Genomic DNA, 15,679 nt, shown 5'->3' on the forward strand with positions numbered 1-15,679 from the left:
GCACCATTTCAGCCCCTCCGGCGATTGAGGAGCGGGGGTTCGGGGGCCGGCCCCCGACCGCGGCCCGCAGCATGCGGGCACCCGTCGCACAGGGTCCGTCCTCAAACGCCGGACGGGCTGGGATTGCTCGGGTCGCCCTCCACGCGCGGGCCGTCCCCGCCAGCGCCGGACAGGCAGGGTCTACTCAGCCCCTCCGGCGATTGAGGAGCGGGGGTTCGGGGGCGGGCCCCCGACCGAGGGCCGCAGCATGCGGGGACCCGGCGCACAGGGTCGCTGCCTCTGGGAGGTGCCCCCGGACGGGCTGAGAATGCGCGGGGCGTCGTCAGGCGGAGGGGAGGTGGGTGAGTTGGGTGGTCAGGCGGGTGATGTCCGCCTCCGCCGCCGACAACCGGCCGCGAATCTTCTCCACCACCTGATCCGGCGCCTTCGCCAGAAACGCCTCGTTCCCCAGCTTCCCCTCCGCCTGCCCCTTCTCCTTCACCGCGGCCGCCAGATCCTTCTCCAGCCGCTTCCGCTCCGCCACCACATCGATCGTCCCCGACAGATCCAGCGCCACCGTCGCCCCCGCCACCGGCAGCGTCGCGGTCGCCGCGAAGCCCTCCCCCTCCGGCTGGAGGCGGAGCAGCTGGCGGATCGCCGCCTCGTGCGGGGCGAGCGCCGTGCCGTCCAGGCCGAGCCGGGCCGGGACCTTCTGGCCCGGCTGGAGCCCCTGGTCGCTGCGGAAGCGGCGCACCTCGGTCACCACCCGCTGGACCAGCTCGATCTCCTTCTCGGCCGCCTCGTCCCGGAACCCGCTGTCGGCCGGCCACTCGGCGACGACCAGCGACTCCTTGCCGGTGAGCGTCGTCCACAGCGTCTCGGTGACGAACGGCACCACCGGGTGCAGCAGCCGCAGCGTCACATCCAGGACCTCGCCCAGGACACGCGCCGAGACCTTCGCCTGCTCGCCGCCGGCGAAGTACGTGGTCTTCGACAGCTCCACGTACCAGTCGAAGACCTCGTCCCACGCGAAGTGGTAGAGGCTGTCCGCGAGCTTGGCGAACTGATAGTCGTCGTAGTACGCGTCCACCTCCGCCACGGTCTTGTTCAGCCGCGACAGAATCCACCGGTCCGCCGCCGACAGCCGCTCCGCCGGAGGCAGCTCCCCCTCGACCGTCGCCCCGTTCATCAGCGCGAAGCGGGTGGCGTTCCAGATCTTGTTGGCGAAGTTGCGGGAGGCCTGGACCCAGTCCTCCCCGATGGGCACATCCGCCCCCGGGTTGGCGCCCCGGGCCAGGGTGAAGCGGACGGCGTCGGAGCCGTACGCGTCCATCCAGTCGAGCGGGTCGACCGAGTTCGGGTTGGACTTGGACATCTTCTTGCCGTGCTCGTCCCGGACGAGTCCGGTCAGGGCGACGGTGTGGAAGGGCGCCTCCCCGTCCATGGCGTACAGACCGAACATCATCATCCGGGCGACCCAGAAGAAGATGATGTCGTGCCCGGTGACCAGGACATCGGTGGCGTAGAACTTATCGAGGTCCTCGGTCCGCTCGGGCCAGCCGAGGGTGGAGAAGGGCCACAGCCCGGAGGAGAACCAGGTGTCGAGGACATCCTCGTCCTGGGTCCAGCCCTCGCCCGCGGGCGGCTGCTCGTCGGGGCCGACACAGACGGTCTCGCCGTTCGGGCCGTACCAGACCGGAATGCGGTGACCCCACCAGAGCTGGCGCGAGATGCACCAGTCGTGCATGTTGTCGACCCAGTCGAAGTACCGCTTGGAGAGATCGGCGGGGTGGATCGCCACCCGGCCGTCGCGGACCGCGTCCCCGGCCGCCTGGGCCAGCGGGCCGACCTTGACCCACCACTGGAGGGAGAGGCGCGGCTCGATCGTGGTCCGGCAGCGGGAGCAGTGCCCCACCGAGTGGACATAGGGGCGCTTCTCGGCCACGACCCGGCCCTGCTCGCGCAGTGCCGCGACGATCGCCGAGCGCGCCTCGAAGCGGTCGAGCCCCTCGAAGGGACCGGGCACGGTGATGACCGCCCGTTCGTCCATGATCGTGAGGGATTCGAGGCCGTGGCGCTGGCCGATGGCGAAGTCGTTCGGGTCGTGGGCGGGGGTCACCTTGACCGCGCCGGTGCCGAACTCGGGGTCGACATGGGTGTCGGCGACGACCGGGATCGTCCGGTTGGTCAGCGGCAGCTTGATCCGCTTGCCGATGAGGTGCGCGTACCGCGGGTCGTCGGGGTGGACGGCGACGGCGGTGTCACCGAGCATCGTCTCGACCCGGGTGGTCGCCACCACGAGGGTCTCGTCTCCCTCGCCGTACTTCAGCGAGACCAGCTCGCCGTTGTCGTCCTGGTAGTCGACCTCGATGTCGGAGATCGCGGTGAGACAGCGGGGACACCAGTTGATGATCCGCTCGGCGCGGTAGATCAGCTCGTCGTCGTAGAGGTTCTTGAAGATGGTCTGGACGGCCCGGGAGAGGCCGTCGTCCATGGTGAAGCGCTCACGGCTCCAGTCGAGCCCGGCGCCGAGCCGGCGGAGCTGGCCGAGGATCTTGCCGCCGTACTCCTCCTTCCACTGCCAGACCCGCTCGGTGAACTGCTCCCGGCCGAGGTCGTGACGGGACTTGCCCTCCTCGGCGAGCTGCTGCTCGACCTTGTTCTGGGTGGCGATGCCGGCGTGGTCCATGCCGGGGAGCCACAGCGCCTCGTACCCCTGCATGCGCTTGCGGCGGGTGAGCGCGTCCATCAGGGTGACCTGGAAGGCGTGGCCCAGGTGGAGCGCTCCGGTGACGTTCGGCGGCGGGATGACAATGGTGTACGGCGGCTTCTCGCTCCTGGCGTCGGCCGTGAAGTAACCGCGCTCTACCCAGCGCTCATACAGCTTCCCCTCCACCTCGGCCGGCGCGTACTGGGTCGGCAGTTCGGGGTTGCTGGCTGGCGTCTGCTGAGTGTTCTCGGTCACGGGCCCAGTTTAGAGGTGTCACGGCACCGTACTGAAACGGGAGAGTTCGGTAACGGTGTGACCCCCACCGCTTCCACCGGGCGGTGATTGGGTGAGGATGTCTGAACCACATAAATATCTGGAGGGGAACCCAGAAATGAGCCACCAGCAGCCGGGCCCGTACGGCCAGCAGCCCCAGCAGCCGGGGCCGTACGGCCGGCCGGGCCCCTACGAGCAGCCGGGCCCCTACGGCCAGCCGGGGCCGTACGGCCGGCAGCCGCAGGCCCCGCAGCCCGGCTACGGGTACCCGCAGCAGCAGCCCGCGCCGGGGTACGGCTACCCCCCGCAGGCCCCGCAGGGCGTCCCGCAGCAGCCGGGCGGGCAGCCCCAGCAGCCCGGCCAGTGGGGTCCCCCGCAGCAGCCGGGGCCGTACGGGCAGCCGCCGCAGTTCCCCGGTGGCCAGATGCCGCCCCCGCCGCCTGCCCCGAAGAAGAAGACCGGGCTGATCATCGGCGCGTCCGTGGTGGCACTCGCCGTGATCGCCGCCGGCGGGTACTTCCTGCTGGCCGGCGAGGAGGGCGGGAGCGGCGGGGTGGCGAGCGCCACCAAGGGGTACAAGCTGACGCCGCCCGCGTCGTTCGAGGACTACAAGCGGTCCCAGTCCGAGGACTCGAAGACGCCGTCCGGCGACGGCAGGAAGAAGGCCGAGGGCATCGGCGTCCAGAACCCCCAGGGTGTCTCGGCGACCTATGAGGCGGGTTCCAAGGACCAGCCGCTGAAGCAGCGGATGGTGATGACGCACGGCCTCTGGGGCGAGATCGACGACCCGGAGAAGGCGCTGGACGGCTACTTCCAGACCGCCAGGGACGCGTCCGCGAAGGAGGACAGCGGCACCAGGGTCGAGCTGCTCGGCACGGCCGAGGCCGTCACTCCCGAGGGCTTCGACGGCGCGCTGATGAAGTGCCAGAAGGCCAAGTTCACCATGCCCGCCAACTCCGGTGGCCCCAAGGACGCCGAGGTCCCGATCTGTGTGTGGGCGGACCACAGCACCGTCGCCGCGGTGATCGCGATGGATCTGCAGTCCCTGCTCGGTGGCAGTTCCTCGGGCAACCCCACGGAGAAGACCGCCGATCTCGCCGCCAAGCTCTACAACGTCTCGCGCACCAAGGTCTGACGGACCCGGCCCGGACCCGGGCGGACGGAGAGGGGCGCTCCCGGCGGGGAGCGCCCCTCTTGTCCGTGCGGGGTCCGTGCGGGCCCGGGCGGGGTCCGTGCGGGCCCGGGCGGGGTCCGTGCGGACGGGGGTTACGCGGACTTCTCGTGGCGGCCGTCGTTCTTGACGATCCTCGGCACCAGCGTCGGGTTGACGTTGTTGCGGACCACATCGGCCGTGATGACGACGCGGGCGACGTCCTTGCGGGACGGGACCTCGTACATCACCGACTGGAGGACCTCCTCCATGATGGCGCGCAGTCCACGGGCGCCGGTGCCGCGCAGGATCGCCTGGTCGGCGATGGCCTCCAGGGCCGGACGGTCGAAGTCCAGCTCCACACCGTCGAGTTCGAAGAGCCGCTGGTACTGCTTGACCAGGGCGTTCCTCGGCTCGACCAGGATCTTCAGCAGGGCCTCGCGGTCGAGGTTGTGCACGGAGGTGATGACGGGGAGCCGGCCGATGAACTCGGGGATCATCCCGAACTTCACCAAATCCTCCGGCATGACCTCCTGGAACTGGTTGCTCGCCTCGATCTCGCGCTTGGAGCGGATCGTGGCCCCGAAGCCGATGCCCTTGGCCCCGGCCCGCGACTCGATGATCTTCTCCAGACCGGCGAACGCGCCCCCCACGATGAAGAGCACGTTGGTGGTGTCGATCTGGATGAACTCCTGGTGCGGGTGCTTCCGTCCGCCCTGGGGCGGTACGGAGGCGGTGGTGCCCTCCAGGATCTTCAGCAGGGCCTGCTGGACGCCCTCGCCCGACACATCGCGGGTGATGGACGGGTTCTCGCTCTTGCGGGCGACCTTGTCGATCTCATCGATGTAGATGATCCCGGTCTCGGCCTTCTTGACGTCGTAGTCGGCCGCCTGAATCAGCTTCAGCAGAATGTTCTCGACGTCCTCGCCGACATAGCCCGCCTCCGTGAGCGCCGTCGCGTCGGCGATGGCGAAGGGGACATTGAGCATCCGGGCGAGGGTCTGGGCCAGCAGGGTCTTGCCGGAGCCGGTGGGACCCAGCAGCAGGATGTTGGACTTGGAGAGCTCGATCCCGTCGTCACGGCCCTGGGCGCCGCCGGTCTCACCGGCCTGGACGCGCTTGTAGTGGTTGTACACCGCGACGGAGAGGGCCTTCTTGGCGGGCTCCTGCCCGACCACATAGCCCTCCAGGAACTCGTAGATCTCGCGAGGCTTGGGCAGTTCCTCCCACCGCACCTCGGAGGTCTCGGCCAGCTCCTCCTCGATGATCTCGTTACAGAGATCGATGCACTCGTCGCAGATGTACACACCCGGGCCTGCGATGAGCTTCTTCACCTGCTTCTGGCTCTTTCCGCAGAACGAGCACTTGAGCAGGTCGCCGCCATCACCGATGCGTGCCACGAGGTGCTTCCCCTTCGCCTGGGAGCGGCTTGGTTCGGCCGACTCCTGGTGCCTCATATCCGACGGTACCTTGCCGGGGCCCTCGTTCGGGCCCCCCTTGGCGCGGTTCACATGGCCGTGCTCCCGGAGGGGAATCGTGTCATGACCCGCGCCAAGGGCTGTGCGCGGGTCAGGCGGCCGCCGCCGCGGTGGTCTTGCGGGTGGAGACGATCTGGTCGACCAGACCGTACGCCAGCGCCTCCTCGGCGGTCAGGATCTTGTCCCGCTCGATGTCGTCGCGGACCTTCTCGATCGGGGTGGTGGAGTGCTTGGCCAGCATCTCCTCCAGCTGCTCCCGCATCCGGAGGATCTCCTTGGCGGCGATCTCCAGGTCGGAGAGCTGCTCCCGGCCGGTCTGCGAGGACGGCTGGTGGATCAGGACCCGGGTGTGCGGCAGGGCCATCCGCTTGCCGGGGGTGCCGGCGGCGAGCAGCACGGCCGCGGCGGAGGCCGCCTGGCCCATGCAGACCGTCTGGATGTCCGGCTTCACGAACTGCATGGTGTCGTAGATCGCGGTCAGCGCGGTGAAGGAGCCACCGGGGCTGTTGATGTAGATGGAGATGTCACGGTCGGGGTCCATCGACTCCAGGCAGAGGAGCTGTGCCATGACGTCGTTGGCGGAGGCGTCGTCGATCTGCACGCCGAGGAAGATGATGCGCTCCTCGAACAGCTTCGCGTACGGGTCGTACTCGCGCACGCCCTGGGAGGTGCGCTCGACGAAGCGGGGGACGACATAGCGGTTGTCCAGCTGCGGGCCGGTGTAGAGGCCGCTCGCGGAGTTGTTGCTCATGTGGGTGTTCACCGTCCTGGTGGCGTTCTGCGGAACGTTTCGCGGGCGTTCGCAGCGTTTCGAGGGGTGGAGTGGTGGGGTGAGGGGCGGCCGGGGCCGGGGCGCTCGGCGCGCGGGCCCCCGCGGGCCGAGCGGATCGGTGCCGCCGGCTCAGGCGCCGGTGCCGCCGCCGCCCGGAACACCCGACGCGGCGGAGATGATCTCGTCGATGAGGCCGTACTCCTTGGCCTCCTCGGAGGTGAACCAGCGGTCGCGGTCACCGTCGCGGATGATCGTCTCGACGGTCTGGCCGGAGTGGTGCGCGGTGATCTCCGCCATGCGCTGCTTGGTGCGCAGCAGATACTCGGCCTGGATCTTGATGTCGGAGGCGGTGCCGCCGAGACCGGCCGAGCCCTGGTGCATGAGGATGTCGGTGTTGGGCAGCGCGAAACGCTTGCCCGCCGCGCCACCGGTCAGCAGGAACTGGCCCATGGAGGCCGCCATGCCCATGCCGATGGTCACCACGTCGTTCGGGATGTACTGCATGGTGTCGTAGACCGCCATGCCGGCCGTCACCGAGCCACCGGGGCTGTTGATGTAGAGGTAGATGTCCTTGTCGGGGTCAGCGGCAAGGAGCAGCAGCTGTGCGGTGATCTTGTTGGCGATGTCGTCGTCGACCTGCTGGCCGAGGAAGATGATGCGCTCGCCGAGCAGCCGGCTGTAGACCTGGTCGCCGAGGCCACCACCGAAGGACGGCTCACCGGCGGCGTAAGGCATCAGATTCGTCACGTATCCACCTGCTCGTCTCTGACGGCTGCCTGCCGTCTCAGCGTCTTCGTAACCGAGGGCGGGTACTCCCCTGCCCTCGTACTCATGGACCCTAACGCGCAGGTCGGACAACGCCATCCCGGTTCCCGAACTGTTCGCTGGGAGCGCAAGGTGCGGGAGGGAGGGTTGAGCCCCGCGCACGGGTCCGCCACGGCCGCCCATGGCACAGGGCCCGGACGCGGGTGGCGTCCGGGCCCTGTGCACGGTGGTACGGCTGTACGGGAGGGAGGGTTCAGCGGGGGGCTCAGGCCTCCGGCTTGTCCTCGCCCTTCGCACCCTTGTCGTCCTTGGCCTCGGCCTCGGCCTCGGCGGCGTCGCCGGCCTCCGCGGCCGTGGCCTCGGTGGTCTCGGCGGCCTCGTCCTCGTCGTCGTCGAGGTCGACGGCCTCACCGTTGGTGTCGGTGACCTTGGCGGACTCGACGACCAGGGCCAGCGCCTTGCCGCGGGCGACCTCGCCGACGAGCATCGGGACCTGGTTGCCCTCGACGACGGCCTGGGCGAACTGGTCCGGGCTCATGCCGGAGGAGCTGGCGCGGCGCATGAGGTGCTCGGTGAGCTCCTCCTGGTTGACGTTCAGCTTCTCCTTGGAGACCAGCTCGTCGAGGATGAACTGGGTCTTGATCCCCTTGACCGCGGCTTCCTCGGTCTCGGTGGTGAACTCCTCCTCGGTCTTGCCCTGGATCTCCAGGTACTTCGCGAGGTCGATGCCCATCTGGCCGAGCTGGTGGTGCTCGAGGTTGTGCTTGCGGGTGTTGATCTCGTCCGCGAGCAGCTTCTCGGGGATCGGCACCTCGGTGATCTTGAGGAGCTCCTCCAGGACGCGCTCCTGCGCCTGGGTGGCCTGGTCGTACTGCTTCATGGAGCCGAGGCGCTTGCGGCTGTCGGCCTTCAGCTCGTCCAGGGTGTCGAACTCGCTCGCGAGCTGGGCGAAGTCGTCGTCCAGCTCGGGCAGCTCACGCTTGGCGACCGCGGTGACCTTCACGGTGACCTCGGCGTCCTTGCCCTCGGCCGAGCCGCCCTTGAGCTGGGAGGTGAAGGTGGCCTCGCCACCGGCCTCCAGGCCCTTCACGGCGTCGTCGATGCCGTCCAGCAGCTCACCGGAACCGATGGTGTACGGAACCGCGGTCGCGACGCCGTCCTCCAGGACCTCGCCCTCGACCTTGGCCTCCAGGTCCAGGGTGACGATGTCGCCGTCCTCGGCGGCACGCTCGACCGGGGTGGTGGAGGCGAAGCGCTCGCGCAGCTCCTCCACGGCCTTGTCGACGTCCTCGTCGGTGACCTCGACCGCGTCAACGGTGACCTCGATGCCGGAGTAGTCCGGGATCTCGATGACCGGACGGATGTCGACCTCGGCGGTGAAGTTCAGCGTCTCGCCGTCCTTCAGCTCCGTGATGTCGACCTCGGGCTGGCCCAGCGGGTTGATCTCCGCCTCGTTGACCGCCTCGGTGTAGAACTTCGGGAGAGCGTCGTTGACGGCTTCCTCCAGCACTGCACCACGGCCGAACCGCTGGTCGATGACGCGCGCCGGGATCTTCCCCTTGCGGAAGCCCTTCACCGTGACCTGCTGGTTGATCTTCTTGTACGCCGCGTCGAGGCTGTCCTTGAGCTCCTCGAAGGGCACCTCGACAGTGAGCCGAACCCGGGTCGGGTTCAGGGTCTCTACGGCGCTCTTCACGGTTCGGTCTCCTTGGTGGCTGATTCTGGTTTCTGCCGCATCCGCCGCACAGGCGGCGGCTCGGCTGATCGGCCCGGATCGTCGTCTCAGTCGTCTCACTCGGTCGGACTCATCGCCGGACACGCGGGCACGCAGCTTGCATAGTAGCCGCACGCAGGATGAGCCCCACAACGCGATCTTGTGGGGTCCCGTGATGATCGTGGTCGGGGTGGCCGGATTCGAACCGACGACCTTCCGCTCCCAAAGCGGACGCGCTACCAAGCTGCGCCACACCCCGCCGGTGCGACACGTAGGGTACATGCTCGCCAGGGCGGCGGGGGCCGGTTTTCCGCGGCGGCCACGCGCTCGCCCGAACGGCTGTCGGACGGGGTGTGCGGTGCGCGTCCCGGACCCGCTACGATGCTTCTCGTACCGCGGTCGGGCAGTCGCCCGTACCACTCGCGGTGCATGCGGGCGTAGCTCAATGGTAGAGCCCTAGTCTTCCAAACTAGCTACGCGGGTTCGATTCCCGTCGCCCGCTCCAATCGCAGAAGAAGCCCTCGGGCCCGGTCGCCGTCCAGCGCGACCGGGCCCGAGGGCTTCCACGCGCTTCCGCCGCCGTCCGCGCGGTCGCGCGCGGCTCGTCAGAAGCTGATGTCGTTGATCGTCGCCGCTATCGAGTTGAGGAAGCGCTCGATGGACGGGGCCATGCCCGACGAGGCGAGGAAGAAGCCGAACAGTATCGGGATGATGGCCGGGCCGCCCTTGAGCTGCCCTGAGCGAATCATGACAACGAGGATGATTCCCAACAGCAGCACCGCAGACAGTGAAATGGCCAAACTGATCACACCCTCGGTCGGTCCCCTTGCCGGCCGGGGACATTCGGCTGCGCGTGTACCCCCGCCTCAAGACCATCGTGCCACCAACAGCCGGTTCCATGCCGCCACCTGACGGAACGCAGGGGGCGGAATCACGCCATCCGCCGGTCGTGGGCCGCCATCGCCGCTGGCCCGGGGGGTCGGCCACGGAGGGTGCGGCCGGTGGGGCGGGGAATGCGGGAAGGAATTCGGCCTGATCGTTGCCATGTGGACACACATCGGTCACGAGAAATCCAAACCTGGCAGCGAGATATTTCACAGGGTCACAAACTCGTATTGATATGCCCTATTTAAGGGGTATTAATTGGGGCATAGTGGACAGTTTGCCAAGGTTTGGGATGCGAATACGGGGAAGGCGCAGAGGGGTTTTACGAATTCCAATCCTCCCGACTAAGGTGCCTCGAATGTTCCACGCTCCGGATGGATATCGCAGGGCCCCCGGCCCCAAGGCCCGGGAGCCGGACCCGGACCTCGCCCCCACGACCCCCACGTCCACTGCCCCCGTCAGATCCTCGCTGCTGACCGCGGAGAGGCCCCGGCCGAAGACGGCTCCGGCACCCGCCGCGTCCCCCGGGCGGGACCCGTTCTTCGACAACGCGAAGTACCTGGCCATCGTGCTCGTCGCCATCGCGCACGCCTGGGAGCCGGTGATGGAGGGCAGTCGCGCGACACGTGCGCTGTACCTCGTCGTCTATACGTTCCACATGCCGGCGTTCATCGTGATCTCCGGCTACTTCTCGCGGAGCTACTCGGGGCGCCCGCACCAGCTGAGACGGCTGCTGACCGGCATCGCCCTGCCGTATGTCGTCTTCGAGCTGGCCTACTCACTCGTACGGATCTCGCTGGACGACCCCGGCCAGCCGATCAGTCTGCTCGACCCCTTCTATCTGACCTGGTTCCTGGCCGCGCTCTTCGTCTGGCGGCTGACGACGCCGCTGTGGCGGATGATCCGGTATCCGCTGCCGGTGTCGATCGTCATCGCCGCGCTGGCGAGCATGTCCCCGGACATCGGGGAGGATCTCAACCTTCAGCGGGTGCTCCAGTTCCTGCCCTTCTTCGTGCTGGGCCTGGTGCTCAAGCCGGAGCACTTCCAGCTGGTGCGCCGGCCGGAGGTGCGGATGCTCGCGGTGCCGCTCTTCGCCGGGGCTCTGGGGCTGGCGTACTGGGTCTCCCCGCATCTGGCGCTGGGGTGGTTCTACCGCTCCGACAGCGCGCAGGAGCTGGGGATGCCCTGGTGGACCGGGGCGGTGACCACGGTCACGATGTTCGGGCTCGGGGCGCTGCTCACCGCGGGGTTCCTGGCGTGGGTGCCGCGGCACCGGACCTGGTTCACCGTGCTGGGTGTGGGCACCATCTGCGGCTATCTGCTGCACGGGCTGCCGCTGAAGGCCGCGGAGTACACCGGGTTCTTCGAGACGCACGCCTGGCTGAGCGAGCCGGCCGGGGAGATCCTGCTGACCCTGGTGACGGCGGTCATGGTGACCCTGCTCTGCACGCCCCCGGTGCGGAGGGCGCTGCGCTGGGCGACGGAGCCGGACATGGAGTGGGCGTTCCGGCGGGACGCCGCCGAGCTGGGGCCCAAGCGCTAGGGCGGTTTCTCGTGGATCGGGCCGGAACAGGGAGCGGGGACTGACGACAACGCGGCGAGGCGCGGTGCCGGGGCTCGCTCACCGATCCGGCCTGATCCGAAAGAGACGGCCTAGGGCTGGTCGAGGCCGAGGAGGGCGCGGGTTCTGGCGTATTTGGCGGTCAGCCGGGCCCGGGTCTCCTCGTCGAGGGCGGCGAGCCGCGCCGGGTCGGTGTTGCTCGCGAGGTCGGCCTCCTTGACGAGGAGGGCGCCCGGGGTGGTGAGGATGCGCCGGGTGTAGGACTCCAGGTCCTCGCCCTCGCCCCGGGTGAGGGCGAGGACCATGTCCCTGACGGACTGGTGCAGCGGGGCGGTCTGGAGCCAGTCGAGCGAGAGGGCGTGGTCCTCCAGCGCGTCGTGCAGCCACCCGGCGGCGATCTGCTCCTCGCTGCCGCCCCGCGCGCGGACGCCGTCGGCGACGGCGGCGAGGTGTTCGGCGCAGGGGCGGCCGGACTTGTCGGTCTGTCCCGCGTGGGAGCGGCGGGCGAGGGACTCGATCTCGGCGAGGGTGAGCACGGGGGCCATGCCCCCGACTCTACGACCGCCGCCGCGGGGACGCCTCCGCGCTGTGGGCGGCGCCGGACGGGCCGGCGGGGAGGCGCTCCCCCGCCCGGCGCGGGCCCCCGGGACACAGGGTCCGTCCTCGAACTCCCCCGGACGGGCCGGGGATGCGGGTGCCCGCCCAGCGGATCGACCCGGCCCGTCCGGCGATTGAGGACGCGCCCCCGGGCACCGGGGGCCGCGCCGGGCGGGGAGCGCGAGCCCATGGGCCTGGGCCGGCTGCTCAGCGGAGGGCCGCTCGGGCGGGGAGGTGGGTGGTCGTGAGACCGAGCGCCAGGACCGCCGCCACCAGCGACGCGTACAGCTCCGGCGGGATGTGGGGGGCCTCCCCGGTGAGCCCCTTCGTCATCGGGACGAGCGTCGCCAGCGCGATCCCCGTCCCCAGCACCACCCCCGCCGCACTCACCAGCAGCGCCTCCCATCGGATCATCCCCAGCACCTGCCGCCGCGTCGACCCGATCAGCCTCAGCATCCCCAGCTCGCGGCGGCGGTCCAGCACCGTCATGACGAGGGTGTTGCCCGCCGCCACCGCGGCGAACCCGCCGAGGATCGCCGCCATCGTGAGATTCGCCCACGCGTTCATCTCACGGTCCATGCTCCGGTCGGCCGCGTACCCGTCCCGGTCCCGCACCGCCCCCAGCGCGGACAGCTCCCCCGCCGCCTCCGGAGCCGCGCGGACCAGCAGGTCCCGCGGGTAGGGCGAGGAGACGTGCGCGGTGAGCCCCGCCGCCGGAAGGGTGAGCTGGGAGAGCCCGAGCCCGCGCCCGTACAGCGCGACCACCGTCGCGGACGAGGGGGTCCCGTCCGGCAGCCGGAAGTCCAGCCGCTCCCCCAGCCGCACGCCGGCGGAGTCCGCGAGCCCCGCGTCCAGCGCGACCGCCCCGGGCCTCAGGCCCGCGAGCGAGCCCTCCCGCACATCCAGGTCCTGCACCCGCGCCAGATCCGCCGGCCTGCCGCCGACGCCCTGGGCCGACGCCTCGACCAGCGAGTCCTCGGGGCCGGATGTGGCCTTCACCAGGACGGAGGTGCGCAGCAGCGAGACCGCCGCCGTGACCCCTTCCGTCCGCGCCGCGCGCTCGGCGGCGTCCAGCGGGAGCATGCCGTCCCGGCCGGTCACCACATGATCCGCCGTGATCCCCGCGCGCTGCTGGCGCTCGGTCGCCCGCTCGGTGCTGGTCTGGAGGAAGACCAGGACCGAGGAGAAGGCCACGGCCAGCACGATCGGGGTGATCGCGGAGGCGAGCCGCCGCGCGTTGGTGGCGGAGTTGGCGACCGCGAGCGAGGCCGCCGCCCCCGCCATCCGCAGCGGCAGCCCGAACAGCTCCGCGCAGAGCCGGGCGATCAGCGGACCGAGCAGCGCCACCGCGAGCATGAAGAGCATCACGACCCCGAGAGCCGCGTTGGCCGCGTTCTCGCCGGTCTCGTGGGCGGCGACCCCGGCGAAGACCACCCCGCCCGCGGCGGCGGCGATCCCCAGCGGCGTACGGACCCGGCCGAAACCGGTCCGTTCCACGGAGGCGTCCGCCAGCGCCTGCCCCGGCTTGATCTTCGAGGGCCTGCGGGCGGCCAGGAACCCGGCGAGGAGCGCGGTGAGGATCACGGTCAGCACGGCGGCGGCCGGCGGTATCCAGCCGATACTGATCTCCACGGCCCCCGGGATCGCGCCCCGGGAGCGGAGTTCGCCGATCCACCAGGAGGCCAGCGCCACACCGGGCAGACAGCCGAGGGCCCCCGCGAGCGGGGCGACCAGCAGGGCCTCCGTCGCGATCGAGCGGCGCACCTGCCAGGGGGTCGCGCCGATGGCGCGCAGCAGGGCGAACTCGCGTCGCCGCAGCCCCACCGAGAGCGCCACGGTTCCGGCGGCGGTGAAGACGGCGACCAGGGCGGCCATCCCGCCGAAGGAGCCGCCGATGGCGGTGAGCAGGGTCTTCGCGGAGGCGAGACCGGTGTTCTCGACCCCGCCCCGGTCGTCCCCGGTGTAGACCTTGGGCTTGTCGTGGCCGCTGCCGAAGGTGCCGGTGAGCCGTCCGGCGAGGGTGTCGGCGGAGGTGCCGCGCTCGGGCAGGACAGCGATGGCGTCCAGCTTCCCGGGGTGCCCGGAGAGCGCGACCGCCTCGGTGTCGCCGAACCAGGCCCCGGGGCCCTTCGTGAGCCCGGAGACGGTGAAGGCGCGCTTCCCGGCGGGGGTTTCGAGGGTGACCCGGTCGCCGGTGCGGGCCGTGCCCGCGCCGAGCACCACCTCGCCCGCGCCGGGCGCGGTCCCGGCGGTGAGTTCCGTACCGGTGAAGGCGGTGGAGCCCCAGCCCGCGGCCGTCAGCGGGGTGTTCCCCTCCCGTACGGGAAAGGTGACGTCCGGGACGGCCCGGGCGGCGCCGGGGACGGCGGCGGCCTTCCTCAGCAGGGAGGCGTCCAGCCGGGCCCGGTCGGGGAGGTCGGCGTAGTTGTCGAACCGCTCCTGGCCCCTGCCGACCCAGAGGTGGCTGCGCTGGTCGGCCTCGACGACGACCGGGGCGCCCGCGTACCGCTGTGGCGGCGCCGTGGCCCGTATCCCGCTCTCCAGCATGATGCCGCAGGCGGCGACGATGCCGGCGGTCAGCAGCAGGGCGACGAAGGTGCCCACGAACGAGGAGGGCCGGAAGCGGATGGCCGCGCGGGCCAGCCCGTTGGTACGGAACATCAGGCGGCCACCCCGGCGTACGCCGCGGACGCGGACGCGGGCCCGGTCAGCGAGGTCATCCGGGCGGCGATCCGCGCCGCGTCCGCGGCGACGAGGCTGTCGGCGATCGAGCCGTCGGCGAGAAAGAGAACCTGGTCGGCGTAGCCGGCGGCCACCGGGTCGTGGGTGACCATGACGACGGTGGCGCCGAGGCCGTCCACGGCGGAGCGCAGCAGGGTGAGGACCTCGGCGGCGGTGGTGGTGTCCAGCGCCCCGGTGGGTTCGTCGGCGAAGACCACATCGGGGCGGGTGACCAGGGCCCGCGCCATGGCGACGCGCTGCTGCTGGCCGCCGGAGAGTTCGGCGGGCCGGCGCCGGCCCTTGTCCCCGAGGCCGACCTGGGCGAGCACCTCGGCGGCCCGGCGGCGGTCGGGGCGCTGCCCCGCGAGCCGCATCGGCAGCAGCACATTCTGCTCGACGGTCAGCGAGGGCAGCAGGTTGAAGGCCTGGAAGACAAAGCCGAGCCGGGTCCGGCGGAGCACGGTGAGCCTGTTCTCGCTCATCCCGGTGATCTCGGTGCCGCCGAGGCGCACCGACCCGGCGGTGGGCCGGTCGAGCCCGGCGGCGCACTGGAGGAAGGTGGACTTCCCGGAGCCGGAGGGGCCCATGACGGCCGTGAAGCTGCCGTGCGGCAGGACGAGGTCGATGCCCCGCAGCGCGTGGACGGCTCCGCCGCCCTTGCCGTACTGACGGCGGACACCGGTCAGTTCGACCGCCGCCCCCCGGCCGGCGGTCGGGGCGTACGGCCCGGCGGCCGGGGCGTACGACGGCCCGGCGGCCGGGTTCCGCACGCCGTGGCCGGCCGCCCGCCGTGCGTCCCCCATGTCCCCAGTGGTCCGCCGCTTGCTGCGCCGCAGCCCCATCGTGTCCTCCGCCTTGTTGGTAACTGTGCAGGTCAACGCCTTGAAGTTACGGATTCGGCAGGGGTGTGGACCATGGCGGCTGCTGGCGGATCGCGGGTGGGGAGAACCCCACCCACCTCGCTCGGGGCCGCTCCCCTCGGGGCCCTCTGTCGCCGACGTTATCGACCCGATATAGTTGCGGACGACAATCATTTGGTAAACTAATTACTGACGGTTTCTTGACGCCCTCTTG

At 70.5% G+C, this 15,679-nt stretch carries 11 protein-coding genes and 2 tRNA genes; 3 read left to right on the forward strand and 10 right to left on the reverse strand.

Annotated elements, in window-relative coordinates:
- Positions 1-322: 322 nt before the first annotated feature.
- A complete protein-coding gene (locus tag ABT122_RS04485; RefSeq protein WP_351545182.1) occupies positions 323-2,944 on the reverse strand; it encodes a valine--tRNA ligase in 2,622 nt (873 codons plus the stop codon).
- A gap of 136 nt (positions 2,945-3,080) precedes the next feature.
- Here ABT122_RS04485 and ABT122_RS04490 point away from each other — a divergent pair, with 136 nt between their 5' ends.
- Positions 3,081-4,097, forward strand: coding sequence for a hypothetical protein (locus ABT122_RS04490; RefSeq protein WP_351545185.1), 1,017 nt, complete (start codon positions 3,081-3,083; stop codon positions 4,095-4,097).
- Positions 4,098-4,228: 131 nt separating this feature from the next.
- Here the strand turns inward: ABT122_RS04490 and clpX are convergent, their stop codons facing one another.
- The 5 genes from clpX to ABT122_RS04515 all read right to left on the reverse strand — a co-directional run bounded on the left by clpX (position 4,229) and on the right by ABT122_RS04515 (position 9,100).
- A complete protein-coding gene (gene clpX / locus ABT122_RS04495) occupies positions 4,229-5,512 on the reverse strand; it encodes an ATP-dependent Clp protease ATP-binding subunit ClpX (RefSeq protein ID WP_351545469.1) in 1,284 nt (427 codons plus the stop codon).
- 169 nt (positions 5,513-5,681) lie between these two features.
- Entirely contained in the window at positions 5,682-6,341 is a 660-nt protein-coding gene (locus ABT122_RS04500) for an ATP-dependent Clp protease proteolytic subunit (protein WP_351545188.1), read from the reverse strand.
- A gap of 150 nt (positions 6,342-6,491) precedes the next feature.
- Complete coding sequence (locus ABT122_RS04505; protein ID WP_351545472.1) at positions 6,492-7,097, reverse strand: ATP-dependent Clp protease proteolytic subunit; 606 nt, start codon at positions 7,095-7,097, stop codon at positions 6,492-6,494.
- 295 nt (positions 7,098-7,392) lie between these two features.
- Positions 7,393-8,823 carry a trigger factor gene (gene tig / locus ABT122_RS04510; protein ID WP_351545191.1) on the reverse strand — a complete coding sequence of 477 codons (1,431 nt, stop codon included), beginning with the start codon at positions 8,821-8,823 and terminating at the stop codon, positions 7,393-7,395.
- Positions 8,824-9,023: 200 nt separating this feature from the next.
- Positions 9,024-9,100, reverse strand: a tRNA-Pro gene (locus tag ABT122_RS04515).
- Between the two features lie 172 nt (positions 9,101-9,272).
- Between ABT122_RS04515 and ABT122_RS04520 the strand changes: the two genes are divergently transcribed.
- A tRNA-Gly gene (locus tag ABT122_RS04520) sits at positions 9,273-9,346 on the forward strand.
- Between the two features lie 100 nt (positions 9,347-9,446).
- Here the strand turns inward: ABT122_RS04520 and ABT122_RS04525 are convergent.
- A complete protein-coding gene (locus ABT122_RS04525; protein ID WP_351545194.1) occupies positions 9,447-9,641 on the reverse strand; it encodes a hypothetical protein in 195 nt (64 codons plus the stop codon).
- A gap of 443 nt (positions 9,642-10,084) precedes the next feature.
- Here ABT122_RS04525 and ABT122_RS04530 point away from each other — a divergent pair, with 443 nt between their 5' ends.
- A complete protein-coding gene (locus tag ABT122_RS04530) occupies positions 10,085-11,269 on the forward strand; it encodes an acyltransferase family protein (RefSeq protein ID WP_351545197.1) in 1,185 nt (394 codons plus the stop codon).
- 110 nt (positions 11,270-11,379) lie between these two features.
- Here the strand turns inward: ABT122_RS04530 and ABT122_RS04535 are convergent, their stop codons facing one another.
- From ABT122_RS04535 to ABT122_RS04545, 3 genes are all read right to left on the reverse strand, one after another.
- A complete protein-coding gene (locus ABT122_RS04535; protein WP_351545200.1) occupies positions 11,380-11,832 on the reverse strand; it encodes an HD domain-containing protein in 453 nt (150 codons plus the stop codon).
- A gap of 259 nt (positions 11,833-12,091) precedes the next feature.
- Positions 12,092-14,545 (reverse strand): ABC transporter permease, encoded by a 2,454-nt coding sequence (locus ABT122_RS04540; RefSeq protein WP_351545203.1) that lies wholly within the window; start codon positions 14,543-14,545, stop codon positions 12,092-12,094.
- The gene (locus ABT122_RS04545; RefSeq protein ID WP_451068476.1) at positions 14,545-15,447 is read right to left on the reverse strand and encodes an ABC transporter ATP-binding protein; all 903 of its coding nucleotides are present in this window, start codon (positions 15,445-15,447) and stop codon (positions 14,545-14,547) included. Before ABT122_RS04545 ends, ABT122_RS04540 begins: the two co-directional genes overlap by 1 nt.
- Positions 15,448-15,679: the final 232 nt, after the last annotated feature.

Source organism: Streptomyces sp. NPDC001985, from assembly GCF_040296845.1.
GTDB lineage: Bacteria > Actinomycetota > Actinomycetes > Streptomycetales > Streptomycetaceae > Streptomyces.